Origin of the sequence: Pseudovibrio sp. JE062 (assembly GCF_000156235.1) — a bacterium.
Taxonomy (GTDB): domain Bacteria; phylum Pseudomonadota; class Alphaproteobacteria; order Rhizobiales; family Stappiaceae; genus Pseudovibrio.
Genome location: NZ_DS996805.1, coordinates 159,985 through 181,068 on the forward strand (window position 1 = coordinate 159,985; position 21,084 = coordinate 181,068).

The 21,084-nt window shown below is 52.4% G+C and carries 20 protein-coding genes; 9 read left to right on the forward strand and 11 right to left on the reverse strand.

The genetic code is table 11. The features are described 5' to 3' along the window. The 3 genes from PJE062_RS00700 to PJE062_RS00715 form a co-directional block, all read left to right on the forward strand. Nucleotides 1-1,051, forward strand: a 1,051-nt coding sequence (locus PJE062_RS00700; RefSeq protein ID WP_050773801.1) for a porin, incomplete at its 5' end; no start/stop codon positions are given. Between the two features lie 840 nt (nt 1,052-1,891). Then, a complete protein-coding gene (locus PJE062_RS00710) occupies nt 1,892-3,223 on the forward strand; it encodes a porin (protein ID WP_008546495.1) in 1,332 nt (443 codons plus the stop codon). Between the two features lie 486 nt (nt 3,224-3,709). Continuing rightward, the gene (locus PJE062_RS00715) at nt 3,710-4,942 is read left to right on the forward strand and encodes a porin (protein WP_008546464.1); all 1,233 of its coding nucleotides are present in this window, start codon (nt 3,710-3,712) and stop codon (nt 4,940-4,942) included. Between the two features lie 63 nt (nt 4,943-5,005). Here PJE062_RS00715 and PJE062_RS00720 read toward each other — a convergent pair whose 3' ends face one another. Together PJE062_RS00720 and PJE062_RS00725 are read right to left on the reverse strand one after the other, a co-directional pair. Further along, complete coding sequence (locus PJE062_RS00720; protein WP_008546525.1) at nt 5,006-5,911, reverse strand: alpha/beta fold hydrolase; 906 nt, start codon at nt 5,909-5,911, stop codon at nt 5,006-5,008. Nucleotides 5,912-6,215: 304 nt separating this feature from the next. After that, on the reverse strand, nt 6,216-8,417 hold the full coding sequence (locus tag PJE062_RS00725) for a transglycosylase SLT domain-containing protein (protein ID WP_208982082.1): 2,202 nt from the start codon (nt 8,415-8,417) through the stop codon (nt 6,216-6,218). Between the two features lie 408 nt (nt 8,418-8,825). On the opposite strand from PJE062_RS00725, the gene dapA reads away from it, so the two are divergent. The 4 genes from dapA to yjjX all read left to right on the forward strand — a co-directional run bounded on the left by dapA (nt 8,826) and on the right by yjjX (nt 11,604). Next, on the forward strand, nt 8,826-9,704 hold the full coding sequence (gene dapA / locus PJE062_RS00730) for a 4-hydroxy-tetrahydrodipicolinate synthase (RefSeq protein ID WP_008546810.1): 879 nt from the start codon (nt 8,826-8,828) through the stop codon (nt 9,702-9,704). Nucleotides 9,705-9,771: 67 nt separating this feature from the next. Further along, on the forward strand, nt 9,772-10,248 hold the full coding sequence (gene smpB / locus PJE062_RS00735) for an SsrA-binding protein SmpB (RefSeq protein WP_008547141.1): 477 nt from the start codon (nt 9,772-9,774) through the stop codon (nt 10,246-10,248). A gap of 130 nt (nt 10,249-10,378) precedes the next feature. Continuing rightward, nucleotides 10,379-10,951, forward strand: a complete 573-nt coding sequence (gene pyrE / locus PJE062_RS00740; protein ID WP_008546188.1) for an orotate phosphoribosyltransferase — start codon at nt 10,379-10,381, stop codon at nt 10,949-10,951. A 119-nt stretch (nt 10,952-11,070) separates the two neighbouring features. Next, the gene (gene yjjX, locus PJE062_RS00745) at nt 11,071-11,604 is read left to right on the forward strand and encodes an inosine/xanthosine triphosphatase (RefSeq protein ID WP_008546238.1); all 534 of its coding nucleotides are present in this window, start codon (nt 11,071-11,073) and stop codon (nt 11,602-11,604) included. A gap of 108 nt (nt 11,605-11,712) precedes the next feature. On the opposite strand, the gene parC is transcribed toward yjjX, so the two are convergent. Continuing rightward, on the reverse strand, nt 11,713-13,965 hold the full coding sequence (parC, locus tag PJE062_RS00750; protein WP_008547299.1) for a DNA topoisomerase IV subunit A: 2,253 nt from the start codon (nt 13,963-13,965) through the stop codon (nt 11,713-11,715). 290 nt (nt 13,966-14,255) lie between these two features. Here parC and PJE062_RS00755 point away from each other — a divergent pair, with 290 nt between their 5' ends. Next, a complete protein-coding gene (locus tag PJE062_RS00755) occupies nt 14,256-14,594 on the forward strand; it encodes a hypothetical protein (RefSeq protein WP_008547161.1) in 339 nt (112 codons plus the stop codon). A 12-nt stretch (nt 14,595-14,606) separates the two neighbouring features. Then, nucleotides 14,607-14,924, forward strand: coding sequence for a hypothetical protein (locus PJE062_RS00760; protein WP_008546365.1), 318 nt, complete (start codon nt 14,607-14,609; stop codon nt 14,922-14,924). A 12-nt stretch (nt 14,925-14,936) separates the two neighbouring features. On the opposite strand, the gene recO is transcribed toward PJE062_RS00760, so the two are convergent. From recO to PJE062_RS26805, 8 genes are all read right to left on the reverse strand, one after another. Continuing rightward, the gene (gene recO, locus PJE062_RS00765; protein WP_008546534.1) at nt 14,937-15,698 is read right to left on the reverse strand and encodes a DNA repair protein RecO; all 762 of its coding nucleotides are present in this window, start codon (nt 15,696-15,698) and stop codon (nt 14,937-14,939) included. 122 nt (nt 15,699-15,820) lie between these two features. Beyond that, complete coding sequence (gene era, locus PJE062_RS00770) at nt 15,821-16,783, reverse strand: GTPase Era (protein ID WP_008546420.1); 963 nt, start codon at nt 16,781-16,783, stop codon at nt 15,821-15,823. 7 nt (nt 16,784-16,790) lie between these two features. Continuing rightward, the gene (gene rnc, locus PJE062_RS00775; RefSeq protein WP_008546396.1) at nt 16,791-17,498 is read right to left on the reverse strand and encodes a ribonuclease III; all 708 of its coding nucleotides are present in this window, start codon (nt 17,496-17,498) and stop codon (nt 16,791-16,793) included. 39 nt (nt 17,499-17,537) lie between these two features. Beyond that, a complete protein-coding gene (gene lepB / locus PJE062_RS00780) occupies nt 17,538-18,287 on the reverse strand; it encodes a signal peptidase I (protein WP_008546781.1) in 750 nt (249 codons plus the stop codon). A gap of 145 nt (nt 18,288-18,432) precedes the next feature. Then, complete coding sequence (acpS, locus tag PJE062_RS00785; RefSeq protein ID WP_008547316.1) at nt 18,433-18,852, reverse strand: holo-ACP synthase; 420 nt, start codon at nt 18,850-18,852, stop codon at nt 18,433-18,435. A 152-nt stretch (nt 18,853-19,004) separates the two neighbouring features. Beyond that, nucleotides 19,005-19,589 (reverse strand): DUF2062 domain-containing protein, encoded by a 585-nt coding sequence (locus tag PJE062_RS00790; protein ID WP_008546843.1) that lies wholly within the window; start codon nt 19,587-19,589, stop codon nt 19,005-19,007. Nucleotides 19,590-19,614: 25 nt separating this feature from the next. Beyond that, a complete protein-coding gene (locus tag PJE062_RS00795) occupies nt 19,615-20,208 on the reverse strand; it encodes an orotate phosphoribosyltransferase (protein WP_008546661.1) in 594 nt (197 codons plus the stop codon). Between the two features lie 25 nt (nt 20,209-20,233). Beyond that, nucleotides 20,234-21,084 (reverse strand): RelA/SpoT AH/RIS domain-containing protein (locus PJE062_RS26805; RefSeq protein ID WP_037035741.1); only part of this gene is annotated, 851 nt, incomplete at its 5' end.

Consider the following 21,084-nt stretch of genomic DNA (forward strand, 5'->3'; position numbering starts at 1 on the left):
CGCAGAGTATTCTAAGATCTCTGACGGTACTGTTGTTGATGCAGCTGGTTACAATGCTGCAGTTAAAGCACTTAAAGATGAGCAGGCGAAAGACTTCTCTACATACGCTGGTGCTGATGACGCTGCAAAGAAAGCAGCTAAAGCTGCAGCTGTTGCAACGCTGCAGGCAGATGTAAACGATCTCGTAGAGACCAAAGCAGCAACCGAAGAAGAAACCAACGACTACTCTTCTTACACTCGCGGTTACCTGTACTTCACCTCCATGACTGCTACCGACATCGGTACAATCAAGACTTTCACAGAGCTGACAGCTACTTGGAACGACGATGGTGAAGGTTCCAACGGTCTTGGCGATGCATGGGTTCAGATCGGTGCAGACTACGGTTCCTTCCTCTTCGGTCGTGAAGGTTCTCAGTTCGACGGCTTCACCGGTTACACTTGGATCCTTCCTGTAGGCATCTCCCTGTCTGACCAGGCAGTTCTTCAGGCATCCTTTACTGCTGACCTCGGCAATGGCTTCACTGCAGTAGCTTCTGTAGAAGAATCCTCCTACCGTGGTGGTGAAGACAACGCTCTTGACATCGTTGGTGCTCTGAAAGTTTCTCAGGGTTGGGGCTCCTTCAAGCTTGCTGGTGCTGCTCATAACAAAGCAGACGAAGATGGCTACGGTTACGCTGTAGGTGCAACTGCTACCTTCAACCTTGACATGCTCAAGGAAGGTACTGAGATTGCATTCCAGGCTCAGTACGCTGACGAAGCTGGTGCTTACATCACTTCCGACAAAGACATGGCTGCGAAAACCGGTTATGCTCTGTCTGGTGGTCTTGAAACAGCTCTGACTGACAAAATCTCTGCACAGCTCGACGTTTCTTACCTCGCTCTGGACCAGAAAGACGATTACACAAAGACTGCTGTAAACGGTTCTGTAGTATACTCTCCAGTTTCCGGTCTGGGTCTTGCTCTGGCAGCAGGTTGGGCTGAAGAATCTGCAAAAGGTTCTGACGACGTTGACACTGCAAAAGTTGGTGCTCGCGTACAGTACACCTTCTAATTTGGTGTAAGAATTTCGATAGCTTTACGCTATCAAGTTCGAATGACCCCGGTGGCGATTGTCACCGGGGTTTTTTATTGCCTGTATGGATGTTGCGTGAAATAGGGGCTCGGGGTGGTTCTAGGATGTACCGTACAATTCTGCTTCAAAGTGAGTTAAGCGGCTCTATTGAGACTCCTGTGTAAGGCAATAGGTAACTGGTGCACTGAATATTTAATGCTTGCTCTGTAAGCGTAGAGCTTACCGATCTTGCCTGAAACGCTAAGGCCAAAGCTTTTCTGTTTTCGAAACTGATTCAGTCTCATGCGCAGATCTTTGGGCAAATTTGAAAAATTGCCCATTTCTACAATGACATTGTTCACATTCTCACCTTTAGCCGAATATCTCCGCTTCTCACTGTAGAAAATGCTGCTCGTTAAACGCTCAAGTGCAATGTAGATACTCTCCATCAATTGGTTATCTTGTTGATATTATTATACTTTATACGCCCATCGTGCGACTCTTCCATTCGGAGAAAACGATTTCATCGGCATGTTGGTTCAAGTCAGACAATTGCTTTTGCGAACATTTTCTGGATGCTGTCTCTGTTGTAAAAAAAACACAGGCAAAAATCACAAGTAGAAATAGGCAAAGTGAAAACTGAAATAGGCTTGCCTAAAAATCTTTTCATTGTAATTTCTCCTCACGAACCTTCAGGGGGCTTTCTCACTAAGTAGGCACTTGGTTTGAGGCGGAAGGTTCAAGGGGACAGGTTCGAACTGCTTATGGTTGTGATGCCTAATTGCTGTTCGAGCTTCTGTTTTAAATAAAGTTTGAAATCCTTATTATGGGAAGCTTGTGATGAACTTCAAGAAAATCGCACTCGCAGCAGCAGCTGCTGCAGCTGCAACTCCAGCAATGGCTGCTGACCTTCCAGTAGTTGCAGAGCCAGTAAACTACGTTCAGGCTTGTGACGCATACGGCGCTGGCTACTTCCAGCTGCCAGGTCAGGACACCTGCATCCGCGTACACGGCCGTATCCGCACTCAGTGGGTTTCTCACAACCTGACCAAAAAGCTTGGTGTTACTGACAAAGCAACAGATGCAGAATACAACGCTGGTGCAGCTGTAGCCGCTTCTGGTAACAGCCTTATTTCTGCTGATATTGCTGTTGCAGACTCTGTATCTGCTGCGGATGTAAAAGCTTGGAATACAGCTGTTGCTGAAGCAAAAGCTGACCTCGCAGATGGCGATGCTTCAAACGATGCTGCTGCTGCTACCAAACTGGCTGATGCAAATGCGTTGCTTGCTGCTGCAGTAGAAACAAAAGCTGCTGTTGCTGAAAAGCGTAACGACTATTCTGCTCTTGCTCGCGGTTACCTGTTCCTCGAGTCCATGACTCAGACAGAACTGATGTCTATTAAGACATACACCGAACTGACAGCTTCTTGGAACGAGTCTTCTTCTTCCACAGTGGGCATGGGTTCTGCTTACCTGCAGCTGGGCTTCGACAACGTTTCTGTCCTGATCGGTCGTTCCGGTTCAATCTATGACGCATTTGGTGGTTATTCCGCAATCGGCACTATCGGTGTAGCTGAAGGTGGTGAAGATGCTCTGCAGGTTTCTGCAACCGCTTCCATGGGTAACGGCTTTACAGCTTCCTTCGGTGTTATGGATGCAGAAGCAAGTGCAACCGGCACAGGCGTTAAGAACCGCGTGAACTTCGAATCCGCTCTGGCTCTTACTCAGGGTATGTTCTCTGCAAACCTTTCCGGTGCAGCACACGCTTACTCCGATAACGACTACGGTTTCGCTGTAGCAGGTACTGTTGAAGCATCTGTTCTGGAAAACGTAAAAGTTGGTTTCGGTGCTTCTTACGCGAACAATGCTCTGTCCTACATCGGTGGTGCACAGGCTTCTAAGTTCACCGATGGTGGTGCTGACGATGCAAAAGGCTACACCTTCGCAGGTGGTCTGGAAGTTGGTCTTTCCGACAAAGTTACAGCAGCTCTTGACGCTTCCTGGACAAAACTCGAGCAGGGTAAAGCTGACTACAACTACACTGTAGTTAACGGTTCTCTGAACTATGCTCCAGTTTCCGGCATGGCTGTTGTTCTCGACGGTGGTTGGTCTAAAGACTCCGAAGACAACAAAAACGCACAGGTTACTGCTCGCGTTCAGTACTCCTTCTAAGATCTCTTAGATTGAGGGTCTCGGCGGCGGTGTCGCCGGGACCGTTTTTATAAAGCCTTGATGTGATACCTGCCACAGACTTGCATGTGCAGGGGGTATAGGAAGGTACTACTTCAAGATTTTATGAGTTTTGGTTTTGCTCAAAACCTTCTAATCTATATCTGGTTGAAGTTCATATATCCTGATCTTTCAATCAGTCTCTCAGGCCCGGCGGTTCCAACCCGTCGGGCTTTCCCATTTGTGTGTGGTACTTAAGTTCTCAATGAGTAATCCGATTGGGTGATCTCTTAATCCGCACTATTTTGCTCAGTTAAATCCTTTGCTCGTTTCGATTGGGTGAGAAAATCCTGCCCAATCCATAGTAATTGCGAAAATTGAACCTTGGCGTAATTGTCTAGTTGCACAGGGGTAGTCATTGCAGCCGATTAATAGCGGCGCATTTGTGGGTGTTCGACTACTCCGAGTGACGGATGGAGGTTCGATACCATGACGAAGAAGCTAATATTCCTGCCGGTCTTGCTGTCATTCGGAGTAGCAGCACAGGCGTCTGACTTGCCTAAACCTGTTTTTGAATCTGAGCCTGAGCCACTTAATCTGGTGGAGCCGCTGGACTACGTTCAGGTTTGTGATGCTTACGGAGAGGGCTTTTTCTTTATTCCTGGAACACAAACATGCCTGCGCTTGAGTGGGCGCGTGCGGACGGATGCGCAGTATCGTCGGTTCCCGAAAAAGCCCAATAACTGGGGTGGGGTGGTTGATGATGGTCCTAAGGGGCGTGATCTGAACTCTATGCGCTTCCGGGCTCGGTCTTACATCCGTATGGATGCGCGATCCGAGACCGAGTTTGGCTTTGTTCGTACGTTTTCTGAGCTTCGTGCCACCGTGGACACCGACACGGAACGGTATGGAGAGTCTCCGGAAATGGATTTGAACAAGGCGTACATTCAGTTTGGTGGCTTCACGATCGGCCGGACGGGCTCTCTGTTCGACTTCTTTACTGGGGCAACGTTTGGGGCGGTGCATCGGGATTGGTCTGATACCAACTCATGGGCTGCAGCTTATACCGAAGTGTTTGATGGAGGGGTATCCGTGACTGTTTCCATTGAGGACCCTGTTTATCGGGCACACGGCGTGTTTACGGGTGTCGCCAGCGAGAATGGTAAGGCTGGTAACAAAGCGCCGGATGCGATTGCTGCGTTTCGGATGGATGGGGATTGGGGCAGTGCCAAGCTTGCAGCTGCTGTAACCAATATTCGTCCAGAAGCTGCATATGTTCCCGGCGATATTGGATGGGCCATGGGGGCGGGGGCTATTATTAACCTACCGCAACTGGGTGGTCAGGATGCTATGGCCTTGCAGTTCCAGTATGCAAATGGTGCAGTTTCTTACGTAGGCATTGATGACGATGAGGTTTTTGACGCCTATTACATCAACGGAGATACACGGAAAACCGAGGCGCTGTCCTTCTCTGGTGGGTTTACGCACTATGTGACGCCGGAAGTGAGAACGGATTTTGATGCAAGCTATGCGGTGGTTGATACGCCAACTGGCGCGGCGCTCCCGGACTTTGATCGGTTTGCGTTGGATTGGGATTTGGTTTGGTCACCGGTTGCTGGCATGGAGATGGGCGTGGATCTTGGGTACTCCAGAACGTCTCCTGATGATGAGAAGGATTTTGATGAGGCGAGTGCGCTCTTCAGGGTCCAGACGACTTTCTAAAATACAGAGTTTCTTGAAGAACTTGGGAGTTGGATTGCACGATCCAACTCCTCTTTTTTGTGTCTAGGCGTGCTGTAGAATGAAGCTCAGGATGCGATCCTGACTTAGGTTGTCCCATAGAAGTGGGGCGTGGCCCTGGTTGGGTACCGTCAATAGCTCCATGTTTTCATGGCGTTGTTGCATCATTTCGACGGTGTTTGTTGAAAGAAGGCGCGAGTTTTCGCCGTGGAGCAGGAGATGTGGAATTGGTTGCATGGCATTGAAGGAAGGCCAGAGGTCTTCTTCCGGGGCGGCTTCGTGTTCTCCGCGGATGGTGTCGCCCAAGCGTTTGTCGTAGCGAAGAGCTACGCCCTCTGAAAAGGGGGTATATAATTGATTGGCAAAGGTTATCCAGTCGGCCTCGCACATGGTGGTGAAGGTTGCACCGTGTATGCTGGCCAAGCGTTCTGCTGCGATTTTCATGCTTGGTTGTGACATGACTGTGCCAACCGCGGTGACAATATCATCGAGTGCAGGAGGTTCGATGACAGGACCTATGTCGTTGATAATGACTGACAAAAGGCGTTCTGGGTGGCGCTGTGCCATAGAGAAGGAATGAAGGCCGCCGCGGGAGGTTCCAATCAGGGCAAATTGAGTGAGGCCGAGCGCTTCGATGCCGCGGTCGATGTCGTCCGCTTCCTGCTCAAGGCTGTAGCTTTCGTAGTCTTCAGAGTGATCCGAATGACCGCGGCCGCGGTAATCCATGGCGATAACGCGCAGGCCGTTTTCTTTTAAGAAGTTTGCTAAGTGGAAGAAATCTCTGGTGTTTCTTGTGAGGCCGGGTAGGCAGAGGACTGTTGGGTCACGGGGATTATCCGGTTCCCAGATGTTTGCGGAGAGTGTGAGGCCGTCGCTGGCTTTCCAGGTGAAGCGGGTTGTGCCTGTCAGGTTTTGAAGATCAACATCAATGTAATCAGAGGCTTGAAGCATAAAATCCTCCCGAAATGCTTCTGCGTTTCCAGCGAAAGCAGAGCGGTCCGGTTTGTTCCCCGGCTTCTGACTGTTGCTCAAAAGTGTTGTTCAGGCGCTTGTCGTGACTACGCTTTGTAACAGGTGCCTGATGACTCGCTGGGTGGTTATCCTCACCATAGGGCAGGTTTGTTCACCTGTCTTGTCAAAGTTGAGGGGGGAGATGGGCATTCGCTTGGTAAAGGTTGATGTTCGGTTTCAGATGCAAAAAAGCCCGACATGATTGCCGGGCTTTTTTGAAAAAAAATAGTGCTTAAGAAAGCGATCAGTACCCGCGTGTAAGATCCTGTGTGATGGTCAGCGGCTTGTTTTCAAGCTTGTAGCGGTAAACCTGCAGGTTCTCTGTGATGCGTTGCACGTAGTTTCGTGTTTCGCCGTAAGGGATTGATTCAACCCAATCAATTGGATCGACCTTTGGATCGCGAGGATCACCGAAGCGCTCAATCCATTCCTTCACCTTGTTCTTGCCAGCATTGTACGCTGCAAACGTCAGGATATAGGAACCACCAAACTCATCTACCAGTTCACCCAGGAATGCAGCGCCGAGTGTGGCGTTGTAGGCCGGGTCGGAGGTCAGGCGAGACTTCTTGTAGGAGACGCCGAGATTGCGTGCGGTGTCACGTGCTGTCCCCGGCATGAGCTGAAGTAATCCCAATGCGCCTGCACTGCTGCGCGCTTTCGGGTTAAATGAGCTCTCTTGTCGAGCGATCGCGTAAACGACTGGTTTTTCTACACCTTTTGTGATGCGTGTTTTGCGCGGAATTGCGTTGGTTGGGTAAGCCAGTGGTGCGGCTTCCACCCGTTCGGCCTGCGCCAGACGGCCAACCATGGTGGCCCACTGATAGACGCCCCGGGACTCTGCAAGCTCTGTAAGGAGCCGGATTTGTCCGTTGGTCGGAAGTGTGCGCGCCAGGTGTGTATAAAACAACAGTGTATCATTGTGCAGTCCGGCTTTGTCCAGTCGTTTGATCGCCTGAACGAGCTCGTTGCTGTTAAATGCGTTCCGGTCTGCTGACGTCACTTCCGGCAGGGATGCCAGTGGCATCTGGTTGATGCCGAGCTTGGCGAGAGCCAGCTGTCCGTAATAGGAGGTCTGGAAAGCACCGGCCTGCTGGTAATAGGAGATAGCGCCTTCTGTGTCCTTCAGTGCTTCGCGGGTCCGGCCCAGCCAGTAATAGGCACGGGATAGCGTCTGGGAGGTTTTGCCCAGTTTCGCGATGCGTTTGAAGTGAGGTTCAGCAAGGCGTGGATCGCCGACATAGCGCAGCGCGAACCAACCGGCGTGGAACTCCGCCTCAACAATCATGCCCGGAGATTCTGCGGCGTGATTGGCGGCGATGTTATAGGCGCGGCGTGGTTGTCCGGCCTCGATCATCTCACGAGAAATGTCGCGGCGTTGTTTCCACCAGCTGTCGCCCTTCAGCAGCACCTTTGGATCGGTTGGAGCTGCTTCCATCAGCTTGGCCGCGGTGTTGTAGTCACCTTGCAAGCGGTAGTGCTGGATCAACGCAAACTGGTAATTGCTGTCGGATTTCATTGAGCGAGGCACGCTCTTTAACTTGCTGAGTGCATTGCCGTTTTTGCGGATGCTGGCGATGCGTGCCTTTATATATGTCTGTTCATCGCGTGAGAGTTCAGAAAGCAGGCGTTCAGCGCCTTTTGCTCTGTCGCGATACAGGAGCATTTCTGCTCTTAGGCGGTGATCTTTCTGACGAAGCAAGCTGCCAAATGCCTTGCGGATGGCAGCTTCATCTTCTGTTTCGAATGCTGTGGTTTGCCAAAGTGGGCGAATGAGCTTAGCAGCTTCATTGCGGTTGCCTTTGGCCAGATGTGCTTTTGCCAGCGCCAGTTTGCCGTCATTGGTTTCGGGCACAGTAGAGCCGAATGCCGCGATGATTTGATCCGGTGTCAGAGTGGACACAGCGAGGGCGGCTTCACCACGTGCTCGCACGACTTTAGCTGTTGGCCAATGCGGGGCGTCTGCGGCGAACTGAGCGATGTGAGTGACGGGGGTTTGCGGGCCACCGCGCAGCATGATGAACCAATCTGCCAGACGGCGGTCAAGATTGTTCGGCAATGCATTACGGGCGCGTAGTGCTTCATTCAGACGTCCGGCTTTGACGTGCTGGAGCACTGTTTTGAGTGGTTCAACAGACCCTGTTGCTTGAGCTGTGCTCAATCCCTGTGGATAAGAGCTTGTCAGCGCGGCGGTTGCTTCCAGCGCATTTTGTGGGCTGGATGGGCGGCCTGAAACCTGTGCCGGGCCGCTTGTCGCAGGTGCTGCCGGGGCATAACTGGACAGTTGAGTGTTGTTTGTTCCGTCTGCATAGCCCTTGCCGATCACGGGTGGCTTGGAGCGCGGCGTGGCGGCACGTGATCCGCTTTGCACAGCAGCATGCTGCGTGCTCAGGGCGGCGGTGCGCACAACCTTTGCAGGGTTCGGAGCTGGAATTACGCTGTGATTCAAAGAGGATACAGCAGAAAATGCCGATGCGGAAAATGTCGTGGCAATGGCAATCGCACTAACACGTGTCGATACTAAAAGAAACTCACGGATACGCATACTACTCGTCGGCCCGTCTCACCTGAGTGCTGTTAATCCGGCAAAAACGCACCGGACGGTTTAATTCCCAAAAAGTCCCTCATTCTGCTTGCCACAAACAGGGTAAATATCTGTTTAATGTTTTGCCGAAGGGCCCGTAATACTCACCTGTGAAACTGGCCTAAATATGAGCACAAAAAAATTCCCGAATCTTATAAGAGAAACTCTTGGTGATGTTGCCGAGATAGGCTAGATCACATTATTGTATGCCACCCCTTTGAGGGCACTGGCAAATTTTGCTCTGTATATATGTAATCCAACGAGGAACCTGAGATGTTTAGAGGATCAATTCCAGCACTTGTCACACCTTTCAAGGATGGCAAAGTGGATGAGAAGGCCTTCCGGGAATTCGTGGATTGGCAGATAAAACAGGGCACCCACGGGTTGGTGCCCGTGGGAACAACCGGTGAAAGCCCAACACTTTCTTTTGATGAGCACAAGCGTGTCATCCAGATGGCAGTTGAGGTTTCTGCAGGCCGCGTTCCTGTTATGGCAGGCGCTGGCTCCAACAACCCGGTTGAAGCAATTGAATTTGCGCAGCACGCTCAGGAAGTGGGCGCGGATGCGATTTTGTCTGTTACGCCATACTACAACAAGCCAAATCAGGCTGGTTTGAAGGCGCATTTCAAGGCGATTGCTGCGTCTGTAGATCTGCCGATCTTCATTTACAACATTCCAGGTCGTTCCATTATTGATATGGAAAGCCAGACCATGGCTGAGTTGTTCCATGAAGTGGACAATATTGTTGGTGTGAAAGATGCGACGGCGAACCTTGCACGCGCATCTGAACAGCGCCATCTGTGTGGTAAGGACTTCATCCAGCTTTCTGGTGAAGACATCACGGCGCTTGGCTTTAACGCTCATGGCGGTAATGGCTGCATCTCTGTGACTGCGAACATTGCTCCTGCATTGTGCTCTCAGTTCCAGGAAGCTTGCCTGGCGGGTGATTACGCGACTGCGCTGTCTATTCAGGATCGTCTTGCGCCGCTGCATCAGGCTCTCTTCATTGAGCCGAACCCAGCTGGTCCAAAGTACGCTCTGTCTCTGCTTGGTAAAATGGAGAACGAGCTGCGCTTGCCACTGGTTCAGGTGACTGAAGAAACTCAGGATAGCATTCGTAAGGCTATGGTTCATGCGGGCCTGATCAACTAAGCTGTTGCTCCGCGCACCTTGTATGAGTGTGCGCGGAGGCTTTTATTGAGTGAAATAAGGAAAAGAAATGGCTGCCAAAAAAGGTGGCGTTCCCGGGCGCAAGGTTGTTGCGGATAACCGGAAGGCCCGTTTTAACTACGAAATTGAAGATGTGTTTGAGGCTGGCATTGAGCTGAAGGGGACTGAAGTTAAGTCTCTTCGCCAAGGCAAAAGCAACATCGCCGAAAGCTATGCTGCTGAATATCAGGGTGAGATGATGGTCTACAACATCTACATTCCTGAGTACACGCAGGGTAACCGGTTTAACCACGAGCCTCGCCGTCCACGTAAACTGCTGATGCATCGCCGGGAACTGAACAAGCTGTTTGCTGCTGTTCAGAAGGAAGGCAAGACCATCGTGCCGTTGAAGATCTACTTCAACGAAGATGGACGGGCGAAAATGGAAGTTGCGCTGGCTCGGGGTAAAAAAGCCCACGATAAACGCCAAACTGAAAAGACGCGGGACTGGAACCGCGAAAAGCAACGTCTGCTGAAAAACGGCTAGAGCATCTCAAGTTTTGCTGGTGATGCTCCAGCTCCTCTCCTTACACCTGCTCAATTAAGACTGCTGCGAAAACTTGCCGGAAAGTTGCATTCCTTCTAATAAGGAGCAACTGAACTTGGAGGTGGAGCGGATGTCTAGCGAAACGAAGTTGTTGTTGCCCGATTTGGCGCGGCAAATTGCAGAAGTTGCAACACTCGAAGGTGAGTTTGTACTTCGTTCCGGGCAGGTTTCTGATCGTTACTTCGATAAGTACAGCTTCGAAGGACTTCCCCACATTTTGCGACCGCTCGCACAAGCCATGAGCGCCTTGCTTCCGGCAGCGACGGAAATCATCGCTGGCCTTGAGCTTGGCGGCGTCCCGCTCGTCACCGCGATGTCTCTGGAAACTGGTCTTCCTGCGGCGTTTGTTCGAAAAGAGCCTAAATCTTACGGTACATGCCGTGCGATTGAGGGTCAGGATCTGACTGGGCGAAAGGTCGTCTTCGTTGAAGATGTTATCTCTACTGGTGGGGCTGTTGCTGATGCATTGCAGTTAGCTACGCAAGAAGGGGCAGATGTTCGGGCCGTTATTTGTGCTATTTGGCGCGGTGAAGGGGCTCCGACAATCCATGCTGCGCCTGAGCTGCCTGTCTATCCTGTTTTCACGCGGAGCGACTTGGAGGCGCCGTTTGGTGATCAGGCAAGTCAAATGGAGCGTCAGTGAGATAGGTCCGACGTGATTTTGCCCTTGCTTGTGTGAGCCTCGCTCGCGCTTGTGTTGAGGTCTGTTTCTGATTGCTCAAAATGTAGGCCAGAGAACTCTGATTGTTCTGGAGTGTTTTAATGAAAGTTGTTGTTGCCTCTCAAAATCCGGTCAAGGTGAATGCGACGCTTGAGGCGTTCAGGGCTCAGTTCCCTGCAGATGAGATTGATCTGGTTTCGGCCAGTGTGCCATCTGGCGTTGGTGACCAGCCGATGAATGATGAGGAGACGCGTCAGGGTGCTGTTCAGCGTGCGGAAAATGCGCTGGAGGCAGAGGCTGATGCGGACTTTGGGGTGGGGCTGGAAGGCGGCATTTGTGAGCTGCACGGCATTGCCTACACCTTTGCCTGGATGGTTGTGATTTCCCGCGAAGGGCAGGTCTCAGCAAGCCGCTCCATGCTGCTTCCCCTGCCAGACAAAGTGATGCAATTGGTGCGGTCTGGTGTAGAACTGGGGCATGCGATTGATGAGATTTTTGGTACGGAGAACATCAAGCACAAAGGCGGTGCTTTTGGTTTGCTGACGCGAGATCGGATGACCCGGCAGTCCGTTTATGTCGATACACTGTTTTGCGCGCTGCTGCCGTTCAGATCTCCTGCGTTTAGAGTCACTTAGCCGGTGTTGCTGAGGCTATGATTCACCTAAAATGAAAAACAGAGCCATTTAGGCTCTGTTTTTGTAGGTGCTTGCAAAACTGCGAAGAGTTTGATTCCGAGTTTCGCGTTAACCTGTTGAACTTCCATCGAATTTGTTGGTTCTTGGGAAGCCATTTGGTGGCAGGCGTCCGGCTTGACCGCGGTCTCCGCGCCAATCCTGCATTTCTTCCAGGGTGCGCTTGAAGATGCGACCGGATGCATCTGTCCAGGTCAGGCCTTCTTCTGAATCGAAGGTCTTGATATCGGAGATGCCACCGTCTCTGTAACGCTGTAGGCGCACACCGCGACCGCGTGTCATGACTGCGATCTGGGCAAGCGGGAAGGTGAGGAGCTTTCTGTTGTGGCCGATGACCGCAACATAGTCTCCAATAGCCGGTACGCACAGAACAGCTTTTGCAGGAGCTGTTACGTTGAGGACCTGCTTCCCTTTGCGGGTGTTGGCAATCACATCTTTTTCCTGAACGACAAAACCATAGGCTCCGTCGGTGGACATAAGGAGCTTGCGTTCTGGGTCATGCACGAAGGCGCTGATGATTTCCTGCGTCTCATCCATATCCAGCATCAGGCGGATCGGTTCGCCATGGCCGCGACCACCCGGCAGCTTGTCAGCGCCAAGGGTGTAGAACTTACCGCCGCTGGTGAAGATCAGGATCTTGCTGGTCGTCTCTGCATGGAAGGACAGGTGCAGCTGATCGCCTTGTTTGAAGGCGAGGTTGGTCACATCCTGTACATGGCCCTTCAGCGTTCTGATCCAGCCTTTTTCGGAGATAACAACCGTGATTGGTTCTTTCTCGATCATAGCCTGATTGATCTCTTCCAGATCACGATCATCAGCTGTGCCGAAGTCTGTGCGGCGGGCACCGATTTCGGTTTCAGGGCCGTAGGCCTTGCCGATCTCACCGACCTGTTTGGAAACACGGTTCCACTGCTTCTTGTCGGAGGCGAGGAGGGCTTCCAGACCAGCTTTCTCTTTGGAGAGCTTGTCGTGTTCTTTCTTGATCTCAAACTCTTCGAGCTTTCGCAAGGAGCGCAGGCGCATGTTCAGGATCGCTTCGGCCTGAACTTCTGTCAGGTCGAAGGCTTTGATCAGGGACGCCTTGGCATCATCCTCTTCACGGATGATGCGGATCACTTCGTCGATGTTCAGGTAGGCAACCAGATAGCCTTCCAGAACCTCAAGACGGTGGTTGATCTGGTCGAGCCTGTGGTTGGAACGGCGAACCAGAACTTCTTTTTGATGCTCAAGCCATTCCTGCAGGACTTCCTTGAGGCTCATGACCTTTGGCACGACGCCTTTGGACAGGACGTTCATGTTCAGCGAGAACCGATTTTCCAGGTCCGTCAGCTTGAACAGAGAAGCCATGAGCAGTTCAGGATCAACGTTCTTGTTGCGCGGAACCAGAACCACGCGCACGTCTTCAGCAGATTCATCGCGGATGTCATCCAGCAGCGGTAGTTTGCGCGCCATAAGGAGTTCAGCGATTTTCTCGATCAGGCGGGACTTCTGAACGAGATAAGGAATTTCGGTGACAACGATGTTGTAGGTGCCGCGTTGGCCTTCTTCCTTGTGCCATTTGGCGCGGGTGCGGAAGCTGCCGCGGCCTGTCTTATAGGCTTCCAGAATGGAACCCTTATCGTTGACAATGGTACCACCAGTCGGGAAGTCTGGGCCTTTGATGTGCTCAAGGAGTTCTTCCACTTCTGCATCTGGTTTGGAGATGAGAAGCTGGCAGGCGTTGCAAAGCTCATGGGCGTTGTGTGGCGGGATGGAGGTTGCCATGCCCACCGCGATGCCGGTTGAGCCGTTTGCCAGAAGGTTTGGGAAACTGCCCGGCAGAACAACCGGTTCAGAATCCAGACCATCGTAGGTTTCGCGGAAGTCGACAGCGTTTTCGTTGAGGCCATCCAGAATGCGGGTGGCCACATCGGTCATGCGTGCTTCGGTGTAACGCATCGCAGCAGCGCTATCGCCGTCGATGTTGCCGAAGTTGCCCTGACCGTCCACCATCGGGTAGCGCACGGAGAAATCCTGCGCGAGGCGGACAAGAGCGTCGTAAATGGCGGCGTCACCATGCGGGTGGTATTTACCCATGACGTCACCGACAACACGCGCACACTTCTTGAAACCCTGATTAGGATCGAGCTTCAAAAGGCGCATGCCGTAAAGAATACGACGGTGCACTGGCTTCAGGCCATCGCGTACATCTGGCAGTGCGCGATGCATGATGGTTGTCAGAGCGTAGCTGAGGTAGCGCTCTTCCAGTGCATCTTTAAGATTGATTGTTTCCGGGCCATCCTGGCCAATCACTTCCTGTCCCATGACACTTGGTTATCGTTCTTGGCTTGTTCTGTCCATGCTAACGCACCGTTCTGCCTATGAAATCCTCAGAAAACAGCGCTTTTTCAAGGTTTAGTCCTGTGTAATGGGCATGTGTTTGCGACTCACTGCGGTGAATACGTAGCCCCCCTTAATCAACCACAAATAGCAGCGGTAACAACCTGTTTCGACCAATGCTCGAATTTGCAGCGTTGGTTTAAGTCAGCCTGATACTTGCTCGACTACCCTAAGCCTAGGAAATGGCAGGATATTGTTGTTGGCAGGGAGATAAGGTGTTGAATTATAAGAAAACTCTTTCCGTGTTCGCCACTGTTGCATTTGCAGGCAGCCTCTTGGCTGCGCCTGAGGTGTTGGCTGGTTCCGGCAAGTCTTCTCCGCAAATCAAATTGGAGTTCCCGAAGTCTGATAAAAAGGCTGATGCGGACAAGTCGAAGGCAACTACGAAGACCACCAAGGCAGATCCCAAAGCCGCTGCGACTGATCCGAAGAAGGATCCAAAGCAGACAGCCAAGAAGCAAGAGCCTGCTCAGTCTGAAATCCGTATTCCACTGGGTAGTAAGAGCAACAGTCCTACGCTGGTGATCCCTGAAAGTAAAACCAAGAAGAAGTAGGGAGGTGAACCAATGCAGTTTATGCAGGTGCTTACTGTCAAAGGATTTGTGATGGCGTTTGGGGTGGTTGCGGTTTCTGCTTGCAGTCATGCCGCAGATACTGAGCGATCCGTCCCTCAAGGTTCGGCGCAGCAGAGTGCCCAAACAGAATGGGCGGAGCAGAACTCCGTTGTTGAAGCGCCGGGTGTTCTTCGCAGCTGGTTTCAGCCTCCACCAGAAGAACAGCACCCTTATGTTCCGCCGCCTCAAAAGCGTTATGTTCCGCTGGGAGGGGATAGCACTGGGCCGGTGATTGTTCTGCCGGGTGGAAATGGACCGCAGTCAGGCTGAGGCTGTGCTTTCTCAGCTCATGTCTGAGAGTTCAGCGAAGTCTTTCTTGAGCGCTGTCACGTAGCTGTCGCGTGCTGGCGGCCAGGGGATGCTGCGTGGCTCGTAGATGTATTTGAACAGGAAGTATCCGGTGAGTGAGAAGCCGGCTTCCATGTCGCCTTTTGAGATCTGGATGTTTTGCGAAAGGCGTGCCTGTGGAGCCTTTAAGAACTCTGGCAGGGTCAGGAGCTTGCTGGCGTAAGGCTGGCCTGCGGTTTTGCAGACGGCTCTTCCGGATTTGGGAGAGACCCAGATCAGTTCGTCAGTTGCGCCGGTAGCAGCGCATTCTGTGAGGTCCAGACCGAAGCCAAGCTCATTGAGCAGTTCCAGCTCAAAGCGGAGCACAAGTGCTGCACCGATTTGCGGATCTTCCAGATGGTCGAGGATGACATCCAGCGCATGGAACAGATTGGGGTGTGGATCGCGCTCTGGCAACAGACGGATTTGCGCGCACAGGCTTTGCAGACCGTGAATGGCGCGTGCTGTTTGCATGAGGTGGGCCGCGCGGAGCTGTAAGGGCTCAACGGTGAAGAAGCCCAGATGCTCATCCAGTCTGGCACGCCATGTGAGATTGAGGTGGTTGCCCAGTTGAAGGGCAGGTTGCTGGCGGCGCGATCTGCCGCCACGCACCAAGCCAAGGCAGCGGCCTCTGTCAGGCGTCAGGACTTCAAGCAGGATGTTGTTTTCACCCTGCTTGCGCGTTCCAATGACGATGCCTTCTGCTTGCCACTGCATCTTGAACTTGCCTGTGAAAAGTTAAAGCAGTTCGCATTTTCGTTGAAGTGCACGAACTGCTTTAGCCTTTGATTTTGCGTATTTTGATCTGAAAACCGGTTCCCACTTTTCAGCGATACGCTTTAGTGTGGGAAGTCCAGTCCCATGTTGCGGTAACGCTCAGGGTCGTCGGACCAGTTCTCGCGCACTTTCACAAATACGAAGAGGTGGACCTTGGTCTCGAAAGCTTCTGTGAGCTCTTCACGTGCTGCTTTGGAGATTGCCTTGATGGTCTGGCCGTTCTTACCCAGCACGATGGACTTCTGGCTGTCGCGCTCAACAAAGATGGTCTGCTCGATGCGGATGGAGCCGTCCTTCTTGTCTTCCCACTTGTCGGTCTCGACGGTGGAGATGTACGGCAGTTCCTCGTGGAGGCGCAGGTAAAGCTTCTCGCGGGTGATCTCAGCTGCCAGCATCCGCAGAGGAATGTCGGAGGCCTGATCTTCCGGGTAGAGCCATGGACCCTTTGGCATCTGCTCAGAGAAGTACTTCAGAATGTCCTTGGTGCCGGAGCCATTGATCGCGGAGACCATAAAGGTCTGATCGAACTTGGTGTATTCGTTGGCTTTTGCTGCCAGCTCCAGCAGCTGCTCGCGCTTGGTGATGTCGATCTTGTTGAGGATCAGAACTTTTGGAAGCTTGATGTGTTCCAGTTCGTTCAGGATGCGCTCAACCGCTTCATTAATGCCTTTCTTGGCATCGATGAGCACGGCTACCACGTCAGCGTCTTTTGCTCCGCCCCAAGCTGTGTCGACCATTGCGCGGTCGAGACGGCGTTTCGGGCGGAAGATGCCTGGAGTGTCAACGAAGATAACCTGGCTGTCGTCTTCAATGGCAACGCCGCGTACGATTGCGCGGGTTGTCTGCACCTTGTGGGTGACGATTGAGACTTTTGTGCCAACCAACTGGTTCAGCAGCGTAGACTTGCCCGCGTTTGGCGCGCCAATCAACGCGACAAAGCCAGCGCGTGAGTTTTCGTTGACCGGCGCCAGGCCGAAGTTGAAGCCTTCCGGCAGGTCGTCGTTGTTGTTGTTTTCGTCGTTCATTTAAGACCTATTCGCTCCATACGCCTTCGCGGCGCAGGATGTTCTCGGCAGCGGACTGTTCAGCGATGCGCTTTGAGCTTCCAACTGCTTCGCCCGGGTCCACACCTTCCACGTTGACGCGGATCTTGAAGATCGGGGCGTGGTCGGGACCACTGCGAGAGATTGTTTCGTATTGCGGGGTAGGGCGTCCTTTGGACTGGGCCCACTCCTGAAGCGTTGTTTTGGCGTCTCGCAACGGGCCTGTGTAAGATACCATTCTTTCAGCAAAATAGCGCTTGATGAAGTTCTCTGCTTCGTCAAATCCGCTATCAAGGTAAATTGCTGCAATCAGGCTCTCGCACATGTCTGCAAGAATTGCCGTTTTGGTTCTGCCGCCAGTGTGCGCCTCAGCTTCGCCCACGCGCATGTGCTGGCCAATGCCAATGACCTTTGAGACCTCAGCACAGGTTTCGCGCTTCACAAGCTGGTTCAGGCGACGAGCAAGTTCCCCTTCATCCGCTTTAGGGAAGTTTTCTTCCAGCATTGTCGCAATCGCAAGGCCAAGCACGCGGTCGCCAAGAAACTCAAGGCGCTGGTAGCTTTGCAAAGAAGCCTTGGCAACCGGAAGGGCACTGGCATGAGTCAGCGCACGAACAAGGAGTTCCTTGTTCGTGAACTTGTAGCCAATGCGCTCTTCCAGCGCTGCGTCAGATACCGGTCTTTTTCTTCTGCTCATATTCCGGCTAATTCCTTCAAAGCCTGCGCTGCAGGCTTGTTAGAGTACGTCACCAAGTCGATCCCAGCGAACGGTCCAAGGCCATTTCCAGAACATCCATGCTGGCTGGTCGTCTTCAACGGAGAAGAAGATGATCTCAGCGCGGCCGATAAAGTTCTCGAACGGGACGTAGCCCACTTCAGAAAGAACGCGGCTGTCCTGCGAATTGTCCCTGTTGTCGCCCATCATGAAATAGCGATCTGCTGGTACGTGATAAACGGGTGTGTTGTCCAGCGAGCCATTGGTTGTGATATCAAGAGTCTGATAGCTCACGCCATTCGGTAATGTCTCAATGTAGCGCGGGATTTTGTGGATGTTGCCGTAGGCATCTTTTTCGATGTAATCGTCGATACGCTTGCGCTCAACAGCTTCGCCGTTGATGTGCAGTACACCATTGATCATCTGAATTTCGTCACCCGGCAGGCCAATCACACGTTTGATGTAATCTGTAGAATTGTCTTTCGGCAGTTTGAAGACAGCAATTTCACCACGCTCTGGCGGTGAGCTCCAGATGCGGCCTTCGAACGGTGCCAGTCCAAACGGGAAGGAGTACTTTGAATAGCCGTAGCTATACTTGGAGACAAACAGGTAGTCGCCAATGAGCAAAGTGTCTTTCATGGAGCCCGAAGGAATAAAAAATGGCTGAAAAAGAAATGTTCTAACAACCAGAGCGAGCAGCAGTGCTTGGGCGATGACCTTAATGGTCTCATATACGCCGCCTTCCTGCTCCTTTTCTTTGGATTGGCTCATGTTCATCCTTCGTGGTAAGAGAATACTCGCTTGGCCCGGTGCCCATCACTTTGTTAAGGCGAGTCAGTCCCCAGACAATAAAATTCACATAGGTGGATCTCTTAGCGGTTCAAGGCCACTTCTGCAATCCAGTTCATTTACGTTTTCACGGCTCTAGGCCGGGCCAGTCCTCCGGCCAGGCCGAAATGACCACAAATGCCTGAGCCAGCGGGTAATCATCCGTAATTGTAAGGTCAATTCGTGGCACAAAGCCTTTTGGCACAAGTTTATCCAGTCTTTCTTTCGCGCCGCCAGTCAGGTGCAGAGTTGGCTTACCGCTTGGCAGGTTGACCACGCCCATCTCTTTCCAGGCAACACCCATTGACAGGCCGGTGCCCAAAGCCTTGGAGCAGGCTTCTTTGGCGGCGAAGCGCTTTGCATAGGTCGCTGCCTTGTTGGCGCGCCCTTCTGCCTTTTCGCGTTCAACGTCTGTGAAGACGCGTTTTGTGAAGCGATCAGGAAAACGGGAGAGCGTTTTCTCTATTCTGCGGATGTCGCTCAGATCGCTGCCAATGCCAATAATCATCTGTGCCTCGTTGATTGACGGATATATTGGCGCGTGAGCGGAAAACCCACAAGCCTTCAGAGTAAGTTGTTCAGGTGCAATGCTTTTTCAAGGAGCGTTTGAGCTTCTTGTTCATCTGATCAGGGGTGAGGCGCTTTACCAGCTGCCCGCTTTTATTTGTCCTGATCTGCTTTTTTGCTTCTTGCTGCCAGTTTTCTTTTCAGGCGGAAGCGGTGTTCACGGGCTTTCTGGTAGGTAGACACAGAACCCAGAACAACAAAGTAGAAGAATACGCCTGCGACAAGACCCAGCGGGATCGAGCCAATCAGCATGGGTTTCAGGATTGGCCAGATGGTGTCCAGTGACTGGGACAGCATGGAGTGATCGAGCTTATCGCCAAAATGCGGTAGCGGGCGATCGCCTTCAGCCATGATGTAAAGGCCGACCTTGTAGGTGCTGGCCCAGATGAACGGGAAGGTGAGCGGGTTGCCAACTGCTGTGCCCAATGCAGCAGCCAGAAGGTTTCCGCGCAGGATGTAGGCCAGAACGAAGCTGAGAATGAAGTGAAAGCCAATGAATGGTGTAAATGAGGCGGCGGCACCGGCTGCGAACCCTGCAGCCACCTTTTGAGGGCTTGCTGAGAGGCGCAGAACGCGCTTTGTAAAGTACCTGAATGAGCGAGACCAACTGTGTCGTGGCCAGACAGCCACGCGGATACGTTCTATTCTTGTTGGTTTATCCCGCCGTTTAAAAATCATTTCGGTTCAAGTACTTTGCTTATTCTCAATCGTGCCAGGTGAATGGCTCGACAGGGGTTGTTTCTATGGCCGGTATCTCAGCGAGTTCCTTTGGTACATTCTCGGCTGCATACACCGGCAGTTTTAATGGAGCAAGAGATATTAGCGGTACTCCCAAGTCTGTATCCTCAAGACTCCTGTCGATAAAACAACCAACACCTACGGTGTTAAGAGACAGTGACTGCAAGGCCTCAATTGTGGATAGGCATAGATGACCTGTTCCTACAACATCCTGAACTATAAATACATTTGACTTTGGAGGGATGGTTGCCGGGCCTGTGGTCAGCGCGCCGCCCTCGCGACGTAACCATAGGGCACTTTTCTGCATGATTCTTGCAGTTTGCAGGCCAACGATGAGCCCACCTAAGCTGGGGGCAACGAAATGGGAGAAGTTCAGGAGTTGATGAGCGGCGATTTTTTTGACCAGCTCGGAGGCGAGTATCTCGACTTTGTCGGGATACTCAAGCAGCTTTTGTCGTTGAAGGTAGGCTGAGCCGTGCCAGCCTGAAGGAAGAACGAAGTGGCCTTCCTTCAGGGCGTCTGTTTCTCTGAAAACGTCCAGGACTGCATTTGGGCCCATGGGTTTTCCTTTTTATTATCAGCGGCTAGCCATTCACCCTTTGCGCTTCGGAGACATTGGGTTTGGCGCGCAGCTGGTTCAGGATCAGATTCAGGTGCTTCAAATCCCATACCTCAAGATCAATTAGCATCTCGTGAAAATCAGAGGCTTTGCGGATCATTTTGATATTATCAATGTTGCCGCGATGGTCGCCAATCACTTTGGTGATAGCCGCCAGTGATCCTGGTTCGTTGACCGCAAACACGCTGATTTGCGCTGGGAAGCGCTCTGGTGCGTTCGGGTCAATGTCCCAGCGAACGTCGAGCCAGCGCTCAGGCTGATCGTCGAACTCCTTCAGGTCCGGAGACTGGATCGGGTAGATGGTGATGCCAACGCCCGGTGTCAGAATGCCAACGATACGGTCGCCCGGTACTGCGCCGCCGCTTGGGGCGAAGCGTACCGGAAGGGAGCCGGATACGCTGGTGCGGATCGGCAGGGAGCCGTTCTTTGCGCCGTCCTCAGACCCCTCAGGGATCTTGAACTTGACCGAGCTGCCTTTATCCAGATCGAACCAGCCTTCAGAGGCTGAGCCTGCTGGAGGGGTGCTTGTATTGCGGTCAGTGCCTTGCGCCGGTGCGTAGTCAGGATACGCGACTTCGAGGACTGCGCCTGCCTGAATGTCGCCGCGGCCTACTGCTACGAGCAGGTCGAGCGTGGATTCCAGATTGAACTTCTTGATGTGCGCTTCCAGAGCGGCCTCATCAAAGTCCTTGCCTGCATGAGAGAACGCGCGTTCCAGGATGTGCTTGCCGAGGCCGCCGTATTGCTGGCGGGCGGAGGCTTTGGTCGCCTTGCGGATGGCAGAGCGTGCCTTACCAGTGACAGCGATGTTTTCCC